The sequence below is a fragment of the Actinoplanes sp. NPDC049681 genome, from assembly GCF_044465265.1.
Classification (GTDB): domain Bacteria; phylum Actinomycetota; class Actinomycetes; order Mycobacteriales; family Micromonosporaceae; genus Actinoplanes.
The window spans coordinates 552,223-569,247 of the sequence record NZ_JBITLP010000002.1; the positions used below are offsets into that span (position 1 = coordinate 552,223).

Annotated in this window: 12 protein-coding genes; 9 read left to right on the plus strand and 3 right to left on the minus strand. The window is 72.4% G+C overall.

What is annotated here, in order from left to right:
* Nucleotides 1-50: 50 nt before the first annotated feature.
* Entirely contained in the window at nucleotides 51-341 is a 291-nt protein-coding gene (locus tag ACIBO8_RS07995) for a hypothetical protein (RefSeq protein ID WP_396114374.1), read from the minus strand.
* A 363-nt stretch (nucleotides 342-704) separates the two neighbouring features.
* Between ACIBO8_RS07995 and trpC the strand changes: the two genes are divergently transcribed.
* From trpC to ACIBO8_RS08020, 5 genes are read left to right on the plus strand one after another with little or no spacing between them, the layout of a single operon-like run.
* Nucleotides 705-1,508 carry an indole-3-glycerol phosphate synthase TrpC gene (gene trpC / locus ACIBO8_RS08000; protein ID WP_396114748.1) on the plus strand — a complete coding sequence of 268 codons (804 nt, stop codon included), beginning with the start codon at nucleotides 705-707 and terminating at the stop codon, nucleotides 1,506-1,508.
* Nucleotides 1,505-2,746 carry a tryptophan synthase subunit beta gene (gene trpB, locus ACIBO8_RS08005; protein ID WP_396114375.1) on the plus strand — a complete coding sequence of 414 codons (1,242 nt, stop codon included), beginning with the start codon at nucleotides 1,505-1,507 and terminating at the stop codon, nucleotides 2,744-2,746. Before trpC ends, trpB begins: the two co-directional genes overlap by 4 nt.
* Nucleotides 2,743-3,549 carry a tryptophan synthase subunit alpha gene (trpA, locus tag ACIBO8_RS08010; protein ID WP_396114376.1) on the plus strand — a complete coding sequence of 269 codons (807 nt, stop codon included), beginning with the start codon at nucleotides 2,743-2,745 and terminating at the stop codon, nucleotides 3,547-3,549. Before trpB ends, trpA begins: the two co-directional genes overlap by 4 nt.
* 34 nt (nucleotides 3,550-3,583) lie before the next feature.
* Nucleotides 3,584-4,669, plus strand: coding sequence for a prolipoprotein diacylglyceryl transferase (gene lgt / locus ACIBO8_RS08015; RefSeq protein WP_396114377.1), 1,086 nt, complete (start codon nucleotides 3,584-3,586; stop codon nucleotides 4,667-4,669).
* 15 nt (nucleotides 4,670-4,684) lie between these two features.
* On the plus strand, nucleotides 4,685-5,875 hold the full coding sequence (locus tag ACIBO8_RS08020; protein ID WP_396114378.1) for an FAD-dependent oxidoreductase: 1,191 nt from the start codon (nucleotides 4,685-4,687) through the stop codon (nucleotides 5,873-5,875).
* Between the two features lies 1 nt (nucleotide 5,876).
* Here ACIBO8_RS08020 and ACIBO8_RS08025 read toward each other — a convergent pair whose 3' ends face one another.
* On the minus strand, nucleotides 5,877-6,758 hold the full coding sequence (locus tag ACIBO8_RS08025; RefSeq protein WP_396114379.1) for a GNAT family N-acetyltransferase: 882 nt from the start codon (nucleotides 6,756-6,758) through the stop codon (nucleotides 5,877-5,879).
* Between the two features lie 130 nt (nucleotides 6,759-6,888).
* On the opposite strand from ACIBO8_RS08025, the gene gltB reads away from it, so the two are divergent.
* The 4 genes from gltB to ACIBO8_RS08045 all read left to right on the plus strand — a co-directional run bounded on the left by gltB (nucleotide 6,889) and on the right by ACIBO8_RS08045 (nucleotide 15,533).
* Nucleotides 6,889-11,460 (plus strand): glutamate synthase large subunit, encoded by a 4,572-nt coding sequence (gltB, locus tag ACIBO8_RS08030; RefSeq protein ID WP_396114380.1) that lies wholly within the window; start codon nucleotides 6,889-6,891, stop codon nucleotides 11,458-11,460.
* On the plus strand, nucleotides 11,453-12,931 hold the full coding sequence (locus ACIBO8_RS08035; protein ID WP_396114381.1) for a glutamate synthase subunit beta: 1,479 nt from the start codon (nucleotides 11,453-11,455) through the stop codon (nucleotides 12,929-12,931). The genes gltB and ACIBO8_RS08035 overlap by 8 nt, the downstream gene beginning before the upstream one ends.
* A 200-nt stretch (nucleotides 12,932-13,131) precedes the next feature.
* Nucleotides 13,132-14,568 carry a pyruvate kinase gene (gene pyk / locus ACIBO8_RS08040; RefSeq protein ID WP_396114382.1) on the plus strand — a complete coding sequence of 479 codons (1,437 nt, stop codon included), beginning with the start codon at nucleotides 13,132-13,134 and terminating at the stop codon, nucleotides 14,566-14,568.
* A 98-nt stretch (nucleotides 14,569-14,666) separates the two neighbouring features.
* Nucleotides 14,667-15,533 (plus strand): acyl-CoA thioesterase, encoded by an 867-nt coding sequence (locus ACIBO8_RS08045; protein WP_396114749.1) that lies wholly within the window; start codon nucleotides 14,667-14,669, stop codon nucleotides 15,531-15,533.
* Between the two features lie 6 nt (nucleotides 15,534-15,539).
* On the opposite strand, the gene ACIBO8_RS08050 is transcribed toward ACIBO8_RS08045, so the two are convergent.
* Nucleotides 15,540-16,832: a hypothetical protein gene (locus ACIBO8_RS08050; protein ID WP_396114383.1), complete on the minus strand. Its 1,293-nt coding sequence runs from the start codon at nucleotides 16,830-16,832 to the stop codon at nucleotides 15,540-15,542.
* Between the last annotated feature and the right edge of the window lie 193 nt (nucleotides 16,833-17,025).

Below are 17,025 nucleotides of genomic sequence, written 5' to 3' on the forward strand. Positions count from 1 at the left end.
GGCCGCGGGTCGGGCCGGACCGTCCCGGCGGCCGCGATCCGGGCGGTGAGTCAGCGGGTGGTCGCCAGGACGGCCGGGGAGGCGCTCGCCCGCGATCCGGACTCGTCGGAGCCGGCGTTGCGCCGGCGCGGCTGGGCGGCCAGGGCGGCGACCATCGCGTCCATGTCCGCGCGGGCCTGGGCCCGGGCCCGGTCGGCGCAGATCGCGGCCCAGGCGTTGCCCTGGGCGGTGCGCACCTTCTCCTCGCCGACGACGCGGCGCTCCACGCCGGCGATCAGCTCGGCGGCATACGAGACGACGGTGCGGGAAAGGGCGGCGAAGCCACTCTCGTCGCTGGCCATGGTCACCTCCACAGTGCTCGCGCGGGCCCGGCGTGCCGTGCAGCGGTGGGCACGCCGCGGACCAGTCTGCCCGAGTCCCATGGTGGCGGAGTCGTATTTCCGAACGGTGACACGACCGTCAACAGGAAGGGGGATCAGCCGATCATCCAGGGGGTCCCAGCTAGCCGCCGGACGCCGCGGGGGAGGATGTGACAGAAGAGACAAGTTCCGTCCGGGAGCGCATTATGCCGCAGCCCACCTCGTGAGGCGCGCCATACCCCGGGCGGCCGGACGCGTCGGCGGCCACCTAGCATCGGGCCGAGGACACCCGGAGAGGGGAGTCATTAGGTGACATCCGATCAGCGTGGTGCGGGATCGCAGAATGTGCTCGAGGAGATCCTCGCGGGGGTACGCGAGGACGTCGAGGCTCGTCAGGAGCAGGTTCCGCTGGAGCAGGTGCGTGAGCTCGCGGCGGCGGCCCCGCCGGCGATCGACGCGTACGCGGCCCTGCGCAAGCCCGGCGTGGCGGTGATCGCCGAGGTGAAGCGGTCGTCGCCGTCGAAGGGCGCCCTGGCCGACATCCCCGACCCGGCGGAGCTCGCGGGCGAGTATGCGGCCGGCGGTGCACGATGCATCAGCGTGCTGACCGAGGGCCGCTGGTTCGGCGGCTCCCTGGATGACCTGGCCGCGGTGCGGGCCGCGGTCGGCGTGCCGGTGCTGCGCAAGGACTTCGTCGTCTCCAGCTATCAGGTGCACGAGGCCCGTGCCCACGGGGCCGACCTCGTACTGCTCATCGTGGCGGCGCTCGAGCAGAACGTCCTCGTCGGCCTGCTCGAGCGGATCGAGTCGCTGGGCATGACCGCGCTCGTCGAGGTGCACAACGAGGAAGAGGCCGACCGGGCACTGGATGCCGGCGCCCAGGTCATCGGGGTGAACGCCCGTGACCTCCGGACGCTGGAGGTGGACCGGTCCGTCTTCGAGCGGATCGCCCCGGGGCTGCCCAACAACGTCGTCAAGATCGCCGAGTCGGGGGTGCGCGGCCCGCACGACCTGATCCGGTACGCGTCCGCGGGCGCCGACGCCGTCCTGGTGGGCGAGGGGCTGGTCACCAAGAAGAGCCCCCGCGACGCCGTGGCCGAGCTGGTCAACGCCGGCAACCACCCGGCGACCCCCCGGCCGGTGCGATGAGCGCGCCCCCGCTGCCCGACCTGGCCGGTCACTTCGGCCGGTACGGCGGGCGGTTCGTCCCCGAGGCGCTGGTGCGGGCGCTCGACGAGCTCGACGCCGCGTACCGGTCGGCCAAGACCGACCCGGTCTTCCAGGAGCGGTTCACCGGCCTGCTGCGCGACTATGCCGGCACGCCGTCGCTGCTCTACCGGGCCGAGCGGCTGTCCGCGGCGATCGGTGCGGAGGTGCTGCTCAAGCGGGAGGACCTGAACCACACCGGCGCGCACAAGGTTCGCAACGTGCTGGGCCAGGCGCTGCTCGCCAAGCGGATGGGCAAGCCGCGGGTCATCGCCGAGACCGGTGCGGGCCAGCACGGCGTCGCCAGCGCCACCGCGGCCGCCCTGCTCGATCTCGAGTGCGTGGTCTACATGGGCGAGATGGACACCGAGCGGCAGGCGCTCAACGTCGCCCGGATGCGCATGCTCGGCGCCACGGTGGTCCCGGTGACCAACGGCTCGCGGACCCTCAAGGACGCCCTCAACGAGGCGTTGCGCGACTGGGTCTCGAGCGTCGACACGACCCACTACCTGCTCGGCACCGCGGCCGGCCCGCACCCGTTCCCGGAGATCGTCCGCGACTTCGTCGGCGGCATCGGCACCGAGGCCCGCGAGCAGTGCCTCGCGCAGATCGGCCGGCTGCCCGACGCCGTCGCGGCCTGCGTCGGCGGCGGCTCGAACGCGATCGGCATCTTCCACGCGTTCGTCCCGGACGAGCAGGTCCGCCTGTACGGCTTCGAGGCCGGCGGCGACGGCGTCGAGACCGGCCGGCACGCCGCGTCCATCACCGGCGGCTCCGCGGGAGTCCTGCACGGCGCCCGCACGTACGTGCTGCAGGACGAGGACGGCCAGACGGTCGAGTCGCACTCGATCTCGGCGGGGCTGGATTATCCCGGTGTGGGCCCGGAGCACGCGTGGCTGCACGACACCGGGCGGGCGGTCTACGAGCCCGTCACCGACGACGAGGCGATGGCCGCTTTCCAGCTGCTGTGCCGCACCGAGGGCATCATCCCGGCGATCGAGAGCGCGCACGCCCTGGCCGGCGCCGCCCGGATCGCGCCGCAGCTCGCGAAGGAGCTGGGCCGCACCCCGACCATTGTGGTCAACCTGTCCGGCCGCGGCGACAAGGACGTGCACACCGCCGGCGCGTATTTCGGGATTCTCGATGAACGCGAGGTACTGGTGCCGGGGGAGCAGGAATGAGCATCTCGGAGACCTTCGGCAAGGCCAAGGCCGAGGGGCGGTCGGTTCTCGTCGGGTGCATGCCCGCCGGCTTCCCGAACGTCGACGACAGCATCAAGTCGATGGTCGCCATGGCCGAGGCCGGGTGCGACGTCATCGAGGTCGAGCTGCCGTACAGCGACCCGGTGATGGACGGGCCGGTGATCCAGAAGGCGAGCGACATCGCCCTGGCGAACGGCGTACGCACCCGCGACACGCTGCGCATCATCGAGGCCGTCGCGGGCACCGGGGCGACGGTCGTGCTGATGACGTACTGGAATCCCATCGAGAAGTACGGCGTCGACGCGTTCGCCCGGGACCTGGCCGCTGCCGGGGCCACCGGGATGATCACCCCGGACCTCATCCCGGACGAGGCCGGGGAGTGGATCGCCGCCGCCGACCGGCACGCGATCGACCGTACGTTCCTCGTCTCGCCGTCCTCGACCGACGAGCGCATCGCGATGACCGTGGCGAACTGCCGCGGGTTCGTCTACGCCACCGCGCTGATGGGTGTCACCGGCGCTCGCACGACCGTGTCGTCGCAGGCTCCGGAGCTCGTGGCGCGGGTCCGTGCCGCCGATCCCGAGATGCCCGTCGGTGTCGGTCTGGGGGTGGGCACGGGGGCACAAGCGGCCGAGGTGGCCGCCTTCGCCGACGGTGTCATCGTCGGCAGCGCGCTGATCCGCTGCGTGCTCGAGGCCCCCGACCTGGCCTCCGGCCACCAGCGGTTGCGGGCGCTCAGCGCGGAACTCGCCGAGGGCGTACGCGCGGGCAAGCCCTCCTGACACCGATCCCGGCGATCGGCGGTAGGGTGCGCGCGTGACCCTCGCCGCTATCCCCAGCCCGACGACGTCGGTGTGGCACGTCCTCGGCATCCCGCTCCGGGCGTACGCGCTCTGCATCGTCCTCGGCATCGTCGCCGCCGTCCTCGTCATGGAGTACAGGTTGCGCCGCCGCGGCGTCGCGCCGTGGGCGTCCCTGGACATGGCCGTGTGGGCGGTGCCGTTCGGCATCGTCGGCGCCCGGATCTATCACGTGATCACCTCCCCGGCGGAGTACTTCGGCGACGGTGGCCAGCCGATCAGGGTCTTCCAGATCTGGGAGGGCGGCCTGGGCATCTGGGGCGCGGTCGCCGGCGGCGCGCTCGGCGCCTGGCTGGCCGCCCGCCAGCTGGGGCTGCCGCTGTCGGTGTTCGCCGACGCGCTCGCGCCCGGCCTGCCGCTGGCCCAGGCGATCGGCCGGTTCGGCAACTGGTTCAACAACGAGCTGTACGGCAGCGTCACCACCCTGCCGTGGGGCCTGCGGGTGCACGACATGGACCGTGCCGATCCGGGGCACGCCACGGTCATCGACGGCAAGCCGGTCACCCTGCCGGACCTCTACCACCCGACGTTCCTGTACGAGGCGATCTGGGACGTCGGCGTGGCCGGGCTGGTGTGGGCGCTCGACCGGCGGTTCAAGTTCGGCCGCGGGCGCGCCTTCGCGGTCTACGTGATGGCGTACACGCTGGGCCGCTGCTGGATCGAGATGCTGCGCATCGACGAGGCCAACCACCTGTTCGGCATCCGGCTCAACGTCTTCACGTCGATCGTGGTGTTCCTGCTGGCCCTCGCCTACTTCCTGGTCGTGAAGGGTCCCCGCGAGTACGTCGTGCCGATCGACGCGCCGGAGACCGAGCCCGAGCCGCCGTCCGCCGGCGACGTGGACCAGGTCGACGTCGGCGCGGGCGAGGCGGTGGTCAAGGCTCCGACGGCCTATCAGGTGGTCAGCGAGGAGCGGTTCCGGGCGTACGAGCGCACGGGGGTCCTGCCACCGGACACAGCGCCGGAGAAGCCGGAGAAGCCCGCCGGCGACGAAGACGCCGAGGCCTCCGCCTCCTCGAGCTCCGCCTCCGACGAGCACTAGAAGCCGGGCCGCGACATGCGCACGGCCGTGGTGGTGGGCGCGGGCATGGCGGGACTGGCCGCCGCCGGGGCCCTCGCCCGCGAAGGCTGGCAGGTCACCCTCCTCGAGCGCGGCGAACGCGTCGCCGCGCCGCCGACCGCGCTGGTGCTCTGGCCCAACGGCCGCCGCGCGCTGGAGTCGCTCGACCCCGACGGCGGCTGGACCGGCATCGCCGCCCCGCTGCCCGACGGCGGCGTACGGCGTCCGGACGGCCAGTGGCTGGTCGCCCCGCACAACCGGCCGGGGGCGGGGCCCCCACCGGCGGTCGTGCACCTCGAGGACCTCTACGACGCCCTGGTGGCCGGGCTGGGCGACGGCGTCGAGATCCGCACCGGCGTGGAGATCACCGTCGTGCGGGCCCGGCGCGCGGCCCGCCCGGCGGTCGGTGCGGGCCGGGTCCTGTTCGAGGCGGATCTGATCGTCGCGGCCGACGGCATCGACAGCCCGGTACGCCGCGTGCTCGCCCCGGAGGCGGTCGCGGTCGGCTCCGGCTTCGCCGCGTGGCAGGCCGTCGTGCCGGCGTACCGTGCGCCCGCCCTGGCGCCGGACCACGCGGCCGGCGGCGAGACCCTGGGCGCGGGGTACCGCTTCGTCTCCATGCCGCTGGGGGAGCGCGCGGGCGGCCGGGGCGGCATCTACTGGGTCGCCACGGCGGCCGGGGCGCCCCGGCCGGAGCCGCCCGCCACCCAGCTGGCCCTGCTGCGCCGCTGGTTCAAAAGCTGGCACGCCCCGATCGGTGAGTTGCTCGCCGCGACCCGCCCCGAGGATCTGGTCCCGCAGGAGGTCCGCGAGCTGCGGCCGCTGCCGCGGGCGTACGGGTTCCGCTGCGGCTCCGGCGGCGTGGTGCTGCTCGGCGACGCGGCCCACGCCATGCCCCACCACCTCGGCCAGGGCGCCTGCCTGGCGTTCGAGGACGCCGCGACGCTGCGGTCCCTGGTCGCGACCGCGGAGCCCGGGCCCGGGCTGGGCCAGGCCGTCGAGGCGTACGACCGGGCCCGGCGGCCGCGCACCGCCTCGGTGGTGCGTCAGAGCCGGCGGATGTCCGCCGTGGTGCAGGCGCGCGGCCGCCTCGCGCTGCGGGCCCGGGACGCGGCCCTGGGATCGCTGCGACCGCGGATCCTGGGCCACGCCCACGGCCTGGCTGCCGACTGGCAACCCCCGGAATGAGCTAGAGGGGAGCGGCGGCCGGCGAGGCGATGCAGGCCGTGCCGATGCGGCGGAAGCCGACCTTCGAGTAGAGGCGCGCCACGTCGTCGTCGCCGGCCGACAGGAACACCAGGTCGTCGCCTTCCTCGAGAGCGCGGCGGGCCAGGCTGGCGGTGAGCTGTGAGGCGTAGCCGCGGCGCCGGGCCGACGGGAGCGTCGCCACACCGGCCACCTCCGCCACGCCGCCGACGCGCTGCACCGACCCGGAGGCGAGGATGCCGTCGGCGGGGGACTCGACCACCGCGCTGACGAAGCGGCCGGACGCGTGCCGGCGCACCTGGTCGGCGATGACCTGCTCGTCCGGCGCGGGAACCGCGTCGCGCTGCGCCGGGCCGGCCGGCTCCATCACCAGCGCGCCCGCCCGGTCCGTGGCCGGGGACGCGCCGGTCGCGGACGCCGGTGCGCCGAAGCCGAGCCGGCCGACCGCCCGGCTGGCGGCGATGTCCGCGGCGAAGCCGGGGCTCGCCGGGTCGAGGAACCGGATCGTGGCGCCGGGGATCGGCAGGTCCGGCACGAGCGCCGCCCGGTCGAGCACCATCAGCGGGGCGAGCAGCACGTCCAGCCCGGCGGAGCGGGCCACGGCGAGCAGGTCGGGGGTGGTTTCGTGCACCCATTCGAACGCCTCGGGGAGGCCGAGCTCTCGTTGGCGCGCCCGGACGGCAGTAACATCGGCGGCAGACGGCGTCTCACCCCCTATCCGGGGACGGGCGTAGTAGGGCCACCCCGCACCCTCACGGATGAAGAGCACAAGGCCCCCGATGTCCTCCGTGACGGTGGCATCGCGGGGCACGGAATCGTAGAAACGCTCCAGCCGGGTGAAGACGTCGGTATCCTCTAGCGCCACCGCGCGAGACTACCTAACCCGCGTCGACGAAGTGTGATCTATCCGCACCTGGCGGAGATCGGTGACGACTAACGTAGTATCGAGAGACTTTGCAGGGCCGACGTCGTCCCGACCTTCCACGGAAACACCAGTGACGATCGGAGGCCCGGTGGCTCTTCCGCACCCCCAGGGTTTGTACGACCCGGAGAACGAGCGCGACGCGTGCGGCGTCGCCTTCGTGGCCGACCTCCATGGCCGACGTTCCCACGATGTGGTCGCCAAGGGTCTCTCCGCGCTGATCCGCCTCGACCATCGGGGCGCCCGCGGCGCCGAGCACAACACCGGTGACGGCGCCGGCATCCTGATCCAGGTCCCGGACGCCTTCCTGCGCGAGGTCGTCGACTTCGAACTGCCCGCACCCGGCGCGTACGCGACCGGCCTGGTCTTCCTGCCCAACGACGCGTCGGAAGCGGCCCGGGCCATCGCGGTCTTCGAGAAGTACGCCCTGGTCGAGGGCGGTGACATCCTCGGCTGGCGCGACGTGCCGGTGGATCCGTCCGGGCTGGGCGAGAGCGCCGAGGCGGCCCGTCCGACGATCAAGCAGGTCTTCCTCGCCGCGCACCGGCTCACCGGCGGCACGACCGGCAAGGCCGGCGAGCAGCTGTCCGGCATCGAGCTCGACATCGTGGCGTTCTGCATCCGCAAGCAGGCCGAGCGGGAGACCCAGCAGCGCGGCATCGGCGCCTACTTCCCGTCGCTCTCGGCGCGCACCATGACGTACAAGGGCATGCTGACGCCCGACCAGCTGCCGGAGTTCTTCCCGGACCTGACCGACGAGCGCATGGACAGCGCCATCGCGCTGGTGCACTCGCGCTTCTCCACCAACACGTTCCCGTCGTGGCCGCTGGCGCACCCCTACCGCTTCATCGCCCACAACGGTGAGATCAACACCATCCGCGGCAACAAGAACTGGATGGCCGCCCGCGAGGCGCTGCTGGCCTCGCCGAACCTGCCGGGCAGCATCAAGCGCCTGTTCCCGATCTGTACGCCCGAGGCCTCCGACTCGGCGAACTTCGACGCCGTCCTGGAGCTGCTGCACCTCGCCGGGCGCAGCCTGCCGCACGCCGTACTGATGATGATTCCCGAAGCGTGGGAGAACGACCCGGGCATGGACCCGGCGCGGCGGGCCTTCTACCGCTTCCACGCGAGCCTGATGGAGCCGTGGGACGGCCCGGCCAGCGTGGCGTTCACCGACGGCACGATCATCGGCGCGGTGCTGGACCGCAACGGCCTGCGCCCGGGCCGCTGGTGGCACACCAGCGACGGCCTGGTCGTGCTCGGCTCCGAGGCCGGCGTGCTCGACCTCGATCCGGCCACCGTCGTCGCCAAGGGCCGCCTCCAGCCGGGCCGGATGTTCCTGGTCGACACCGCGGCCGGGCGCATCGTGCACGACGACGAGATCAAGGCCGAGCTGGCCGCCGCGGAGCCCTACGACGAGTGGCTGCACGCGGGGCTCATCGACCTGCAGGACCTGCCGCCGCGCGAGCACATCATCTACACCCACGACTCGGTCATGCGCCGCCAGCAGATCTTCGGCTACACCGAGGAGGAGCTGAAGATCCTGGTGGGCCCGATGGCCCGGGCCGGTGCCGAGCCGCTCGGTTCGATGGGTACGGACACCCCGATCTCGCCGCTGTCGACCCGGCCCCGCCTGCTGTTCGACTACTTCCACCAGCTGTTCGCCCAGGTCACGAACCCGCCGCTGGACGCGATCCGCGAGGAGCTGGTCACCAGCCTGTCGATGACCATCGGCCCCGAGGGCAACCTGCTGAAGCCCGGGCCGGCCAGCTGCCGGCAGGTCGTGCTGCCGTGGCCGATCATCGACAACGACGAGCTGGCCAAGCTGCTCTCCATCGACGAGGACGGCGACCTGCCCGGTTTCAAGGCGGTCCGGGTCTCCGGCCTCTACCGGCTGCGCGACGGCGCGGAGGGCATCAAGGCCCGGCTCACCGAGATCTGCCGGCACGTGTCCGAGGCGATCGAGGACGGCGTCCGCATCCTCGTGCTGTCCGACCGCGACTCCAACGCCGACCTGGCGCCGATCCCGTCGCTGCTGCTCACCGCCGCCGTGCACCAGCACCTGGTGCGGGAGCAGACCCGCACGCAGGTGGCACTCGTCGTGGAGAGCGGCGACTGCCGCGAGGTGCACCACGCGGCCGTGCTGATCGGGTACGGGGCAGCCGCGGTGAACCCGTACCTGGCCTTCGAGAGCGTCGAGGACCTCATCGCCACCGGCCCGCTGGCGGGCATGGAGGCGGGCAAGGCGATCCGCAACTACGTGAAGGCGCTCGGCAAGGGCGTGCTGAAGATCATGTCCAAGATGGGCATCTCGACGGTGTCGTCGTACTGCGGCGCGCAGGTGTTCGAGGCGGTCGGACTCGAGGACGAGCTGCTGCAGCGCTACTTCACCGGCACGTCCGGGCGCATCGGCGGCTCCGGGCTGGCCGAGATCCACGCCGAGGTCGCCGCGCGGCACGCCAAGGCGTACCCGAGGAACCCGGCCGAGCGCAGCCACCGCCGCCTCGAGGTCGGCGGCGAATACCAGTGGCGCCGCGAGGGCGAGGTCCACCTGTTCAACCCGGAGACCGTCTTCCTGCTGCAGCACGCCACCCGCAGCAAGCAGTACGACGTCTTCAAGCAGTACACGGAGAAGGTCGACGGTCTCGCCGAGGCTGCCGGTTCGCTGCGCGGGCTGTTCCGCTTCAAGCCGGACCGGCAGCCGGTCCCGCTGGACGAGGTGGAGCCGGCGTCCGCGATCGTCAAGCGGTTCGCCACCGGCGCGATGTCGTACGGCTCCATCTCCGCGGAGTCGCACGAGACCCTGGCGATCGCCATGAACCGGCTCGGCGGCAAGTCGAACACCGGCGAGGGCGGCGAGGACGTCGAGCGCCTCTACGACCCGGCCCGGCGCTCCAGCGTCAAGCAGATCGCGTCCGGCCGCTTCGGGGTGACCACGGAATACCTGGTCAACGCCGACGACCTGCAGATCAAGATGGCGCAGGGCGCGAAGCCGGGCGAGGGCGGCCAGCTGCCGGGCAACAAGGTGTGGCCGTGGATCGCCAAGACCCGGCACGCCACCCCGGGCGTCGGGCTCATCTCCCCGCCGCCGCACCACGACATCTACTCCATCGAGGACCTGGCCCAGCTGGTCCACGACCTCAAGAACGTGAACCCGGCTTCGCGCGTACACGTGAAGCTGGTCTCCGAGATCGGGGTCGGCACCGTCGCGGCCGGCGTGGCCAAGCTCAAGGCCGACGTGATCCTGATCTCCGGCCACGACGGCGGTACGGGCGCCAGCCCGCTGAACTCCCTCAAGCACGCCGGTTCCCCGTGGGAGCTCGGCCTGGCCGAGGCCCAGCAGACGCTGCTGCTCAACAAGCTGCGCGACCGGGTCACCGTGCAGGTCGACGGCCAGCTCAAGACCGGCCGCGACGTCATCATCGCGGCGCTGCTGGGCGCCGAGGAGTTCGGCTTCGCGACCGCGCCGCTGATCGTGTCGGGCTGCATCATGATGCGGGTCTGCCACCTGGACACCTGCCCGGTCGGCATCGCCACGCAGAACCCGGTGCTGCGCGAGCGCTTCAGCGGCAAGCCCGAGTTCGTGGAGAACTTCTTCCTGTTCCTCGCCGAGGAGGTCCGCGGTTACCTGGCCGAGCTGGGCTTCCGCAGCATCGACGAGGCGATCGGCCACGCCGAGGTGCTCGACGTCGCCCCGGCGGTGAACCACTGGAAGGCCCAGGGCCTCGACCTCACCCCGGTCCTGTACGTGCCGGAGCTGCCGGAGGGCGCGTCCCGCCGCGGCGTCGTCGCCCAGGACCACGGCCTCGACAAGGCGCTGGACAACGAGCTCATCGCGCTCGCCCAGCCGGCGCTGACCGACGGCCTGGAGGTCCGGGCCGAGCTGACGGTCCGCAACGAGAACCGCAGCGTGGGCGCCATGCTCGGCGGCGAGGTGGCCCGCCGGTACGGCGGCAACGGCCTGCCCGACGACACCATCGCCTTCACCCTGCGCGGCACGGGCGGCCAGTCGTTCGGTGCGTTCCTGCCGCGCGGCGTGACCCTGCGGCTGATCGGCGACACCAACGACTACGTCGCCAAGGGCCTGTCCGGCGGGCGGGTCGTCGTACGACCCGACGAGCAGGCACCGTTTGTCGCCGAGGAGAACATCATCGCCGGCAACACCATCCTGTACGGCGCCACCGCCGGCGAGGTGTTCCTGCGCGGCCGCGCGGGCGAGCGCTTCGCGGTGCGCAACTCGGGGGCGTCCGCGGTCGTCGAGGGCGTGGGCGACCACGGCTGCGAGTACATGACCGGCGGCGTCGTGGTGGTGCTCGGCACGATCGGGCGCAACTTCGCCGCCGGCATGAGCGGCGGCAAGGCGTTCGTGCTCGGCCTCGACCAGACCCTGGTCAACCCCGAGCTGGTCGACCTGGCCCCGCTCACCGCCGACGAGCAGGAGACCCTGCGCGACCTGGTGGAGAAGCACCACGCCGAGACCGGGTCCGCGGTGGCCGAACGGCTGCTCAAGGACTGGCCGGCCGCGGTGGCGGAGTTCACCGCCGTCGTGCCGCGCGACTACAAGCGAGTGATGGAACTGATCAAGACCGCCGAGGCTGCCGGTCGCGACGTCGACGAGGCGGTAATGGGGGTCACCCGTGCCTGATCCGAACGGTTTCCTGCGGTACGAGCGGCAGCTCCCGAAGCGCCGCCCGGTGCCCGTACGCATCCGCGACTGGAGCGAGGTCTACCCGCCGGCCGGCGAGGAGCTCATCCGCGACCAGGCCACCCGGTGCATGGACTGCGGCATCCCCTTCTGCCACGAGGGCTGCCCGCTGGGCAACCGCATCCCGGACTGGAACGACCTGGTGCGTACCGGTGCCTGGGCGTCCGCGGCGGAGAGCCTGCACGCCACGAACAACTTCCCGGAGTTCACCGGCCGGCTCTGCCCGGCGCCCTGCGAGGCGGCCTGTGTCCTCGGCATCGCGGACGACCCGGTCACCATCAAGCAGGTCGAGGTCGAGATCGCCAACCACGCCTTCGACCTCGGGTACGTGAAGCCGCAGCCGCCGGTCACGCTCTCCGGCAAGTCGGTGGCCGTGGTCGGGTCCGGCCCGGCCGGTCTCGCCGCGGCGCAGCAACTCGCCCGCGCCGGCCACGCCGTGACGGTCTTCGAGCGTGACGACCGCATCGGCGGCCTGCTCCGTTACGGCATCCCGGATTTCAAGCTCGAGAAGGAGCGCATCGACGCCCGCCTCGCGCAGATGGAGGCCGAGGGGGTCGTGTTCCAGACCGGCGTCAACGTCGGCGTGGACGTGACGGCCGACGACCTGCGTGATCGCTTCGACGCCGTGCTGCTCACCTGCGGCGCCCTCGCCGGCCGGGACACGCACGAGACGCCGGGACGGCAGCTGCGCGGCGTACACCTGGCCATGGAGCACCTCGTCCCGGCCAACCGGGTGGTCTCCGGCCTCCAGGACACGACGCCCATCGACGCCAAGGACAAGCACGTCGTCATCATCGGCGGCGGCGACACCGGCGCCGACTGCCTCGGCGTCGCCCACCGCCAGGGCGCGGCCAACGTCATCCAGCTGGACCAGTACCCGCTGCCCCCGGATACCCGCGCCGCCGAGCTGCACCCGTGGCCGACCTGGCCGGTCATCCTGCGTAACTACCCGGCCCACGAGGAGGGCGGCGAGCGCATCTTCGGCGTGGCCGTGCAGGAGTTCGTCGACGACGGCAACGGCAACGTCGCCGCGGTCCGCGTCGCCGACGTCGTCGTCGAGCGCATCAACGGCCGGCGCACGGTCACCGTCACCCCCGGCTCGGAGCGCGACCTGCGCGCCGACCTGGTCCTGCTCGCGATCGGCTTCGAGGGTACGGAGCAGCAGCCGCTCCTGGAGCAGCTCGGCGTGAACCGCAACGCCCGGGGCGCGGTGGACGCGCACGACAACTGGCAGACCGAGGCGGACGGGGTGTTCGTCGCCGGCGACATGCACCGCGGGGCGTCGCTCATCGTCTGGGCGATCGCCGAGGGGCGGGCCGCCGCCGCGGCCATCCACCAGTACCTCGGTGCGCACGGCGATCTGCCGGCGCCCGTACGCCCGTCGTCGCAGCCGCTGGCCGCAACCCGGTAACCGCACGGCACGACGGCCCGTTCCCTATCCGGGGGCGGGCCGCTGTCGTTTCCGCGTACCCCTGCCGGGGCATCTCGGCGCGACCGCCGGAAGCGGCCCGATAAACTGAAGGCGATTGCGGTCGCCGACGCCCGCCACCAGCCGTTCATTCCCGTGACGAGACTCGGCCGGCCGGCCGATCCGGAAAAGAGACTAGCCTGATGGCTGTGACACGCCGCGCAAAGATCGTCTGCACCATGGGTCCCGCCACCGCCTCCCCCGAGCGCATGCTCGGCCTGGTCGAGGCCGGCATGGACGTGGCCCGCCTGAACTTCAGCCACGGCAGCCACGACGACCACCGCAAGATCTACGAGATGGTCCGCGCCGCCGCGCAGCAGACCGGCCGCGCCGTCGCCGTGCTCGCCGACCTCCAGGGGCCGAAGATCCGCCTCGGCAAGTTCGCGAACGGCCCGCACGTGTGGAACACCGGTGACGTCGTCACCATCACCAGCGACGACATCCAGGGCACCCCCGACCGCGTCTCCTGCACCTACAAGAAGCTCCCGCAGGAGGTCAAGGTCGGCGACCGCCTGCTGATCGACGACGGCAAGGTCGCGGTCGAGGTCACCACCGTGCAGGACAACGACATCCGCTGCCTGGTCACCGAGGGCGGCCCGGTCTCCAACAACAAGGGCGTGTCGCTGCCCAACGTCGCGGTCAGCGTTCCCGCGATGAGCGACAAGGACGAGGAAGATCTGCGCTTCGCCCTCGGGCTCGGCGTCGACCTGGTCGCCCTGTCGTTCGTGCGCTCGCCCGACGACATCAAGCTCGTGCACCAGATCATGGCCGAGGAGAAGAAGACCGTCCCGGTCATCGCCAAGGTCGAGAAGCCGGAGGCGGTCACCCACCTCGAGGCGATCGTCATGGCCTTCGACGGCGTCATGGTGGCCCGCGGCGACCTCGGCGTCGAGCTCCCGCTGGACCAGGTGCCCCTGGTGCAGAAGCGCGCCGTGCAGCTCTGCCGCGAGAACGCCAAGCCGGTCATCGTGGCGACCCAGATGCTCGACTCGATGATCGAGAATTCCCGCCCGACCCGCGCCGAGGCCTCCGACGTCGCCAACGCGGTCCTCGACGGCGCCGACGCTGTGATGCTCTCCGGCGAGACCTCGGTCGGCAAGTATCCGGTGCTCACCGTCAGCACCATGGCGAAGATCGTCACGACCACCGAGAACGGCGCCTTCGGCGTGCCGGTCCTGCAGCACGACCCCCGTACGCACGGCGGCGCCCTCACCGTCGCGGCGTCGCGCATCGCCCGCAACATCGGCGCCAAGGCCCTCGTCGCGTTCTCCCAGACCGGCGACACCGTGCGACGGCTCTCCCGGCTGCACTGCGAGCTGCCGCTGCTCGCCTTCACGCCGGTCGCCGAGGTCCGCGACCAGCTCGCGCTCTCCTGGGGCGTCGAGACGTTCCTGACCGACTTCGTCGAGCACACCGACGACATGTTCCGCCAGGTCGACCAGAGCATGCTCGGCCTGGGCCTGGCCAAGCCCGGCGACTACGTCGTGGTCGTGGCCGGCAGCCCGCCGAACGCGCCCGGCTCGACCAACACCCTCCGGGTTCACCAGCTCGGCTCGCTCGTCGACCCGAGCACGGTGTGAGTGCGCCGCCCTCGGTCCCGCCGGAGCAGCCTGTGACCTCGCCGCCTTCGGTTCCGCCGGCCCGCTCCGCCCGCTCGGCGCAGTCGGCGACCTCGCCCCTGCACGGGCAGGCCGCCGTCGACCAGCTGCTCGAGGTCCTCGACCTCAAGCAGCTGGACGAGGCCCGGTTCCAGGGGGAGAGCCCGCAGGTCGGGGCCCAGCGCGTCTTCGGCGGCCAGGTCGCCGGCCAGGCCCTGGTGGCGGCGGGACGCACGGTCTCCGCGGACCGCCACGTGCACTCCCTGCACGGCTACTTCGTCCGGCCCGGCGACCCGACCGTCCCCATCGACTTCACCGTCGAGACGATCCGCGACGGGCGCTCGTTCTCCGTACGCCGCTCCACCGCTCAGCAGCACGGCAAGACCATCTTCTTCATGTCGGCGTCGTTCCAGGTGACCGAGCAGGGCCTCGACCACCACTCGCCGCCGCCGGAGGGGATCCAGGGGCCGGAGGAGACCCCGACGATGCGCGACTGGCTCGCCAAGTACCCGCATCGCAAGAAGGCCTTCGACGCGGCACCGCAGGCGATCGACGTGCGCTACGTGAACACGCCCGGCTGGGTGCCCCCGGGCGACCGCGATGCCGCGGAACAGCAGCGCGTCTGGATGCGCATCAACGGCAAGCTGCCCGACGACCCGCTGATCCACGCGTGCGCCCTGACGTACGCGTCGGACCTCTCCCTGCTCGACTCCGTTCTGTCCTTCCACGGCGAGGTGTGGGGACCGGGCGGCGTGATCGGGGCCAGCCTGGACCACGCCCTGTGGTTCCACCGGCCGTTCCGGGCGGATGAGTGGATCATGTACGACTGCGTCAGCCCGTCCGCGAGCGGCAGCCGGGGACTGGCGAGCGGCCGCATGTTCACCCGCAACGGGGTGCACATCGCGAGCGCGGTCCAGGAGGGCTTGCTGCGCCGCGTCGGCGCCTGACCTCGCTCAGTCCACGAGCCGGCTGCGCGTGATGATCGACGTGTCGTCCACGCCCGGCATCGCGGCGCGGGCCGCGTGTGCCGTCGGGTCCAGCAGCGGCATCGGCCCGTCACCCAGCGGCGATGAACCCCGGGCCGGGGCACCCGTCGGAGCGTGCCCGCCGGCCGGGGAAGGGTCCTGCCCCTCCCGCCGGTCCTGCCAGATCGGCATCGCGACGGTCCGGGCGCCCTGCCCTTCCATCGCCGTGTCCGCCTGCCCCGAGTGCGGCGCACCGCCCAGGCTTCCCGGCGCCTGCGGTCCGGCGGGAGCGTGCATCGCTTGCGGACCGTGCGGTGCGGCGCCCTGCTGATCCGCGCCTTCCGCCCGTCCGGGAGTCGCCCCGATCTGGGCCGGACCCGCCAGCTCGACACCCTCGGCCGTGTCCGGCACCTCGACCTGCACCGCCTCGGCCGCCCGCGCCGCGGCCCCCGGTGTGCCCGTACCCGTCACGCCGGCCAGCGCCAGCATGGCGTCCAGATCTGCGGTGGTCCGCAGCACCTCGTCATGGAAGCTGCCGGGGCCCGAGCTCGCCGGCTGCGCAGTCGCCGGGGCAGCGCGGTGCCGAGGCCGGGAACCCCGCGGCGGCGCCTCCTCGAAGTCCGTGATGCCCGCCGCGTACCCGGCCACCCCGACCGCGCGCTCGGGCGGCAATTCCAGCAGCCGCTCCGCCCGCGCCAACGCCGACGCCTCCTTGAGCCGCAACGAGGCGACGAGGTCCGCCACACCCCGGATCACGGCCGCGCCGCCCAGGATGACGGTGACCATCTCCGCCGTACGCGCGAAGGAGCCGGCGGCGAAGAACCCCAGCCCGAGCTCCACCAGGCCGACCACGGTGAGCAGCCCCCACACCCGGTCGGTCTCCCGGGTCCCGTCCCACCGCCCCGCCGCCACCCCTGACCGGCCTGAAGGCTGCATTGCTATCGCGATGTCCGCGGCACCACGCACCAGCAGGTACCACCCGATGAGCGCAGCGGGCGTCGTCCACGAATCGGCCCGGTCCGTCATGAGAACCGCGCCGGTCGCCGCGAACAGCAGCGCCATGCCGGCGTTCAGCCACCAGGTCCGGGACCCGGCGACGGCCCGCACCAGCTCGGTCGCGGCCGCGAAGAGCAGCACGGGCCCGGCGATGTCCGCGATGTCGGCGGGCTCCAGCCGCAGCACGCTCCACCCGATCGCCAGCCAGGCCACCCCGGTCAGCAGAAGCAGTCCCCACATGCCGTTACGCACGACGGTCAGGGGCGACGAGCCGGACCACAACATGAAGCCTCCTGGCAGTTCTGGTACTGCCATGACAACACCGAGGAGAGCGGCAAACCGGCCTTTCCCGGAAAAATCCGAGAGCGGCTCGGCTCACCGCTCGGCCTATCGCGCCGCGCATGATGTCAGCCGATTCGTTGGTGAACGTGTGGCGCGGGTGCAGAAGGGGCGCCGCAGGTCAGGCCCGTAAGCGCTC

Bases quoted from the DNA above. Each gene is read 5' to 3' on its own strand.
- ACIBO8_RS07995 (WP_396114374.1), bottom strand. From the start codon at position 341: ATGGCCAGCGACGAGAGTGGCTTCGCCGCCCTTTCCCGCACCGTCGTC.
- trpB (WP_396114375.1), top strand. From the start codon at position 1,505: ATGAGCGCGCCCCCGCTGCCCGACCTGGCCGGTCACTTCGGCCGGTAC.
- trpA (WP_396114376.1), top strand. From the start codon at position 2,743: ATGAGCATCTCGGAGACCTTCGGCAAGGCCAAGGCCGAGGGGCGGTCG.
- ACIBO8_RS08020 (WP_396114378.1), top strand. From the start codon at position 4,685: ATGCGCACGGCCGTGGTGGTGGGCGCGGGCATGGCGGGACTGGCCGCC.
- pyk (WP_396114382.1), top strand. From the start codon at position 13,132: ATGGCTGTGACACGCCGCGCAAAGATCGTCTGCACCATGGGTCCCGCC.
- ACIBO8_RS08050 (WP_396114383.1), bottom strand. From the start codon at position 16,832: ATGTTGTGGTCCGGCTCGTCGCCCCTGACCGTCGTGCGTAACGGCATG.